The sequence below is a fragment of the Microcystis sp. M169S2 genome (assembly GCF_020245865.1).
Lineage (GTDB): Bacteria > Cyanobacteriota > Cyanobacteriia > Cyanobacteriales > Microcystaceae > Microcystis > Microcystis ichthyoblabe_A.
The window spans coordinates 1-5,237 of record NZ_JADBUB010000152.1; the positions used below are offsets into that span (position 1 = coordinate 1).

The window sequence follows — 5,237 nt, forward strand, 5'->3', positions numbered from 1 at the left end:
GAAAAATCAGTGGCATTGGCAGGATTGCTGCCGCTGCCGGTAACTACCCAGTTAACGTTATTGGTTCCCGTGGTATTAACCGCACGAGTGACGGTGAAGGTAAAGGCTTTACTGCCACTGTTGCCCTCGGTTTGATTGGCACTGGTGGCGGCAATAGCGAGGGTGGGGATGGCGGGGGTACTCACGGCCCACAACTCCTCACCGTTAACGCCGTTATCGGCAGTGAAGAACAGGGTGCTGCCCACTACTCTCAGATTACGGGGGTTGGAGCCATTGGAACCGGGGCGGATGTCGCCCACCAGAATCGTGCCGGCCGCCGTGCCGTCGCTCTTCCATAATTCCTCACCGTTTACGTCGTCATCGGCAGTGAAGAACAGGGTGTTGCCCACTGCCGTTAGATTTTGGGAGTTGGAGCCAGAGTAACCGGAACCGGGGTTGATGTCAGCCACCAGAACCGTACCGGCCTCCGTGCCGTCGCTTTTCCATAATTCCCGACCGTTCACGCCGTCATTGGCAATGAAGTACAGGGTATTACCCACTGCCGTCAGATAGCGTGGGTTGGAGCCACTAAAGGAACCGGGGCGGATATCTTTGACCAGAACTGTACCGGCCTCCGTGCCGTCGCTCTTCCACAATTCCTCATTGTTCGAGTCGCCACGGGCAGTGAAGAACAGGGTATTACCCACTGCCGTTAGATATCGGGGGAGGGAGGTATAGGAACCGAGTCCGATATCTTTGACCAGAACCGTACCCGCGGCCGTGCCGTTGCTTTTCCATAATTCCCGACCGTTCGCGCCGTTATCGGCAGTGAAAAAGAGGGTATTGCCCACTGCCGTCAGATATCGGGGGTCGGAGCTAGAGGAACCGGGGCGGATATTCTTGACCAGAACCGTACCCGCCGCCGTGCCGTCGCTTTTCCATAATTCATTACCGCTATCGCCTCTGGCACTGAAGAACAGGGTACTGCCCACCGCCGTTAGATTGCTGGGTTCGGGGCTGATATTCTTGACCAAAACCGTACCGGCCGCCGTGCCGTCGCTTTTCCACAATCCAGCGTTAGTGAAGAACAGGGTACTGCCTACTGCCGTTAGATTGCGGGGGCCGGAGCCAGATAAACCCGGGAAGATATCTTTGACCAGAACCGTGCCGGCCGCCGTGCCGTCGCTTTTCCACAATTCAGTACCGTTCACGCTGTCATAGGCCTGGAAGAACAGGGTACTGCCCACCACGGTCAGATTGCCGGGATAGGAGCCATAGTCACCCGGGTTGATGTCGGCGACCGCAACTGTACCGGCCGCTGTGCCGTCGCTCCTCCACAATTCCTCACCGTTAACGCTGTCATAGGCAGTGAAGAACAGGGTATTGCCCCGGGCCGTCAGATTGCTGGGGTAGGGACCAAAGGAACCGGGGTAGATATCCTTAACTAAAAAAGGAACGGAGTCCTCGTCAATAATGGTCGCGGTTGCCGTAGATGGAGTGCCGAGAGTAGCTCCGTTGGTGGGATTGGAGAGGGTGACGGTAAAGTTTTCGTTCGGTTCTATCGTTGTATCTCCCAGAACGTTAACAGTAATCACCTTACTGCTTTCTCCCGGGGCAAAACTCACTACCCCACTGGGTAACACTCCTCCGACAAAATCGGCAGCGTTAGCGGGAAAAGTGCCGGTGCCGGTAACTGCCCAACTGACGTTATTGCTTCCGGTGATGTTATCCGCACGAGTGACGGTGAAGGTAAAGGCTTTACTGCCACTGTTGCCCTCGGTTTGACTGCTGCTGGTGGCGGCAATGGTGAGGATGGGGATTGCTACATCATCATTTTGGATAGTGCCAATAGCAGTAGCAGTGGTAATGGTAGCGCCGTTGGTGGGATTGGAGAGGATGACGGTAAAGTTTTCGTTCGGTTCAAATGTGGTATCTCCCAGAACGTTAACAGTAATCACTTTACTGGTTTCTCCCGGGGCAAAACTCACGGTTCCTGACGGGAACAATCCCCCGACAAAATCAGTGGCATTGGCGGCATTGCTGCCGCTGCTGATAACTGCCCAGTTAACGTTATTGCTTCCCGTGGTGATAACCGAACGAGTGACGGTGAAAGTGAAAGCTTTACTGCCACTGTTGCCCTCGGTTTGACTGGCATTGGTGGCGGCAATAGCGAGGGTGGGAATTGCGGGCGTACTCACAGCCCACAATTCAGCACCGTTAACGCCGTTATCAGCGCTGAAGAACAGGGTACTGCCCACTGCCCTTAGATTGCTGGGGTTGGAGCTAGAGGCACCGGGGCGGGTGTCGGCCACCAAAACCGTACCGGCCGCCGTGCCGTCGCTCCTCCACAATTCCTCACCGTTTACGACGTCAAAAGCAGTGAAAAAGAGGGTATTACCCACTGCCGTTAGATTGCCGGGGTTGGAGCTAGAGGAACCGGCGCGGATATCTCTGACCAGAACCGTACCGGCCGCCGTGCCGTCGCTTTTCCACAATTCCTTACCGTTCACACCGTCATCGGCAGTGAAGAACAGGGTGCTGCCCACTGCTGTCAGATTTTCTAGGTTGGAGCTAGAGAAACCGGCGCGGATATCTCTGACCAAAACCGTACCGGCCGCCGTGCCGTCGCTTTTCCACAATTCAAGACCGTTAACGCCGTTATCGGCAGTGAAGAACAGGGTAAGGGTGTTGCCCACCACCGTCCTCTGGATGGAGAAGCCAACGGAACCAAGAGAACCGGGGTTGATATCTTTGACCAGAACCGTACCGGCCGCCGTGCCGTCGCTCTTCCATAATTCCCGACCGTTCACGCCGTCATCGGCAGTGAAAAAGAGGGTATTGCCCAGCGCCGTTAGATAGCTGGGGAAGGAGCCAGAGGAACCGGCGCGGATATCTCTGACCAAAACCGTACCGGCCGCCGTGCCGTCGCTTTTCCACAATTCCCCACCGTTCACGTCGTCATTGGCACGGAAGAACAGGGTGCTGCCCACCGCCGTCAGATTGTAGGGGCGGATATTCTTGACCAGAACCGTACCGGCCGCCGTGCCGTCGCTCTTCCATAACTTTTGACCGTCATTGTCGTCATCGGCAGTAAAGAACAGGGTACTGCCCACTGCCGTTAGATTGAAGAGGCCGGAGCTAGAGGAACCGGGGCGGATATCTCTGACCAGAACCGTGCCAGCCGCCGTGCCGTTGCTTTTCCACAATTCCCGACCGTTCACGCTGTCATCAGCAGTGAAGAACAGGGTACTGCCCACTGCTGTTAGATTGCGGGGGAAGGAACCAGAGAAACTGGGAACAATATCTTTGACCAGAACTGTACCTGCGGCCGTGCCGTCGCTTTTCCACAATTCAGTACCGTTAACGCCGTCAAAGGCCCGGAAGTACAGGGTATTGCCCACCGCCGTCAGATAGCCGGGGTCAGAACCAGATAAACCGGAGAGGATATCTTTAACTAAAAAAGGAGTTGACATGATTTTTTCCTGAATAAAGGGTGAAAATTAAACAGTTAGGTAGTGGTGCAAAATAAATTTCCTAGTGGAGATAGGCAAGAGGCAAGGGGGGGTTAGATTTGTGTCATTAATTTTGCTTAAGTACTTAAGCCAACCCACGTTCATCTCTGGTATAGATTAGAATCGATTATTAACATTGATTTTTGCTTATGATTTATTATGGTTTCAGTGGGTATTAATAGAAGTCATGACGCTGACCTAGAAAGATTACTGCGGCTATTTTACGCAAAGAATCGCCAATCTTTCAAGGTTTTCATAACAAAAATTAACATTTATTACAAGAAACCCGTTTTCTCAAAGAAACAGAAAACGGGTTTCTCAAAGAAACCCATTTTCTAAATAGTTTCTCGCAGAAACCCGTTTTCTAGATATTGATTTTTGCCAAAGACTGCTTAAATTCTGCGAGAGAATTAGCGGTAGCTGCTAATTTTAGTAGCTCTTCTAAGATAGTAGGGTTAGTCATTTTGCCGATTATCTCTTCAATTTCTGAAGAAATTTGTCCAAAACGCACAGTTAAAACTGTTTTTATGGCATCGCGGCTTTTTTGTAACGCTCCAATTTCCTTACCTATTTCTTTACCGCGTTCCATTCCTCGTAACTCCCCAATTTCCTCACCAATTTTCCTTCCTCGTAACTCCATATTACTTATTAAAGGCATGGTTCTTTCCTCCTCAAATTGTTTGATTTTACTCTCTAAACTTGACTGCAATTCAGGGGATAAAGTCATCATATTGTCGATGATTTCAAACAGTTTAATTATCTGTTCTCTCTCGAACTCCTTTTCATACAATCCCCTGATTAACTTCCACTTCCACTGTTCCCGTTCTGGCAGTTTCCCAGTAGTCGCTTTTGTTTTCAGGTGTGCCATGACGATTATAGCAAAGGGATTGCTACTTGTTTCCAATTAGTCACTGATAACTGATAACTGGTAACTGATAACTGAATAGAGTTTGTCAGCGAAACGTTTTTTTGTCTTATCCAGAAAACGGGTTTCTCCGAGAAACCCGTTTTCTAGGTAAAAAATACTCGGTTAATGCTTCTTTCTAGGGTTCATCATAATTGGCGGTTGTTGGGTTCATGGCGAGTCGCTGTCAATCAGAAAGTTAGGCGATCCTCTAGATTCATTATTCCCCATAAATATCATCAATACTACTTGTCGTCACAAAACTTCCCATTAGAGCAACCTACATCTACATCTTTGTTCTAACATTTATTGGTAAAACTATATAATGCCGTCAGATAAAGGGGGTCGGAACCAACGGAACCGGGGAAGATATCCTTAACTAAAAAAGGAGTTGACATGATTTTTTCCTGAATAAAGGGTGAAAATTTTAAAATCGCCGTTTCCCGCACTTGGGACGGCCCTAGTCGTTACCATGCCAAGAAGCGGCTCAATCATCGCCGTCAGCGTTGGGTTTCATGCTTCAATCCAACCCACGTTTATCTCTAGTATAGATTAGAATCGATTATTAACATTGATTTTTACTTATGATTTATTATGGTTTCAGTGGGTATTAATGGGGGTTATTATAAACAAACCAATCAATATTATTTATAAAGTTTTTTGAACGGCTCTTCTGGTTTATGTGTGGAAACGAGGTCTATTCTCGCGAAACAGGTGCAAGATTTTGAGAGAATCGTGCTTCAAAACCTTGCGTCTTCATCGGCCCGCGTCCTGTAGGGGCGAAGCATTCGGATAAAAAATCTACGGTTTCACCGATAGGTTATTGCCCGAATGCTTCGCCC

The 5,237-nt window shown here is 49.8% G+C and carries 2 protein-coding genes; both read right to left on the reverse strand.

What is annotated here, in order from left to right; genetic code table 11:
• The coding region (locus IM485_RS15535) for an ELWxxDGT repeat protein (RefSeq protein ID WP_287744206.1) at positions 1-3,452 on the reverse strand (3,452 nt) is incomplete at its 3' end.
• Positions 3,453-3,855: 403 nt separating this feature from the next.
• Positions 3,856-4,359: a hypothetical protein gene (locus IM485_RS15540; protein ID WP_353846020.1), complete on the reverse strand. Its 504-nt coding sequence runs from the start codon at positions 4,357-4,359 to the stop codon at positions 3,856-3,858.
• Positions 4,360-5,237: the final 878 nt, after the last annotated feature.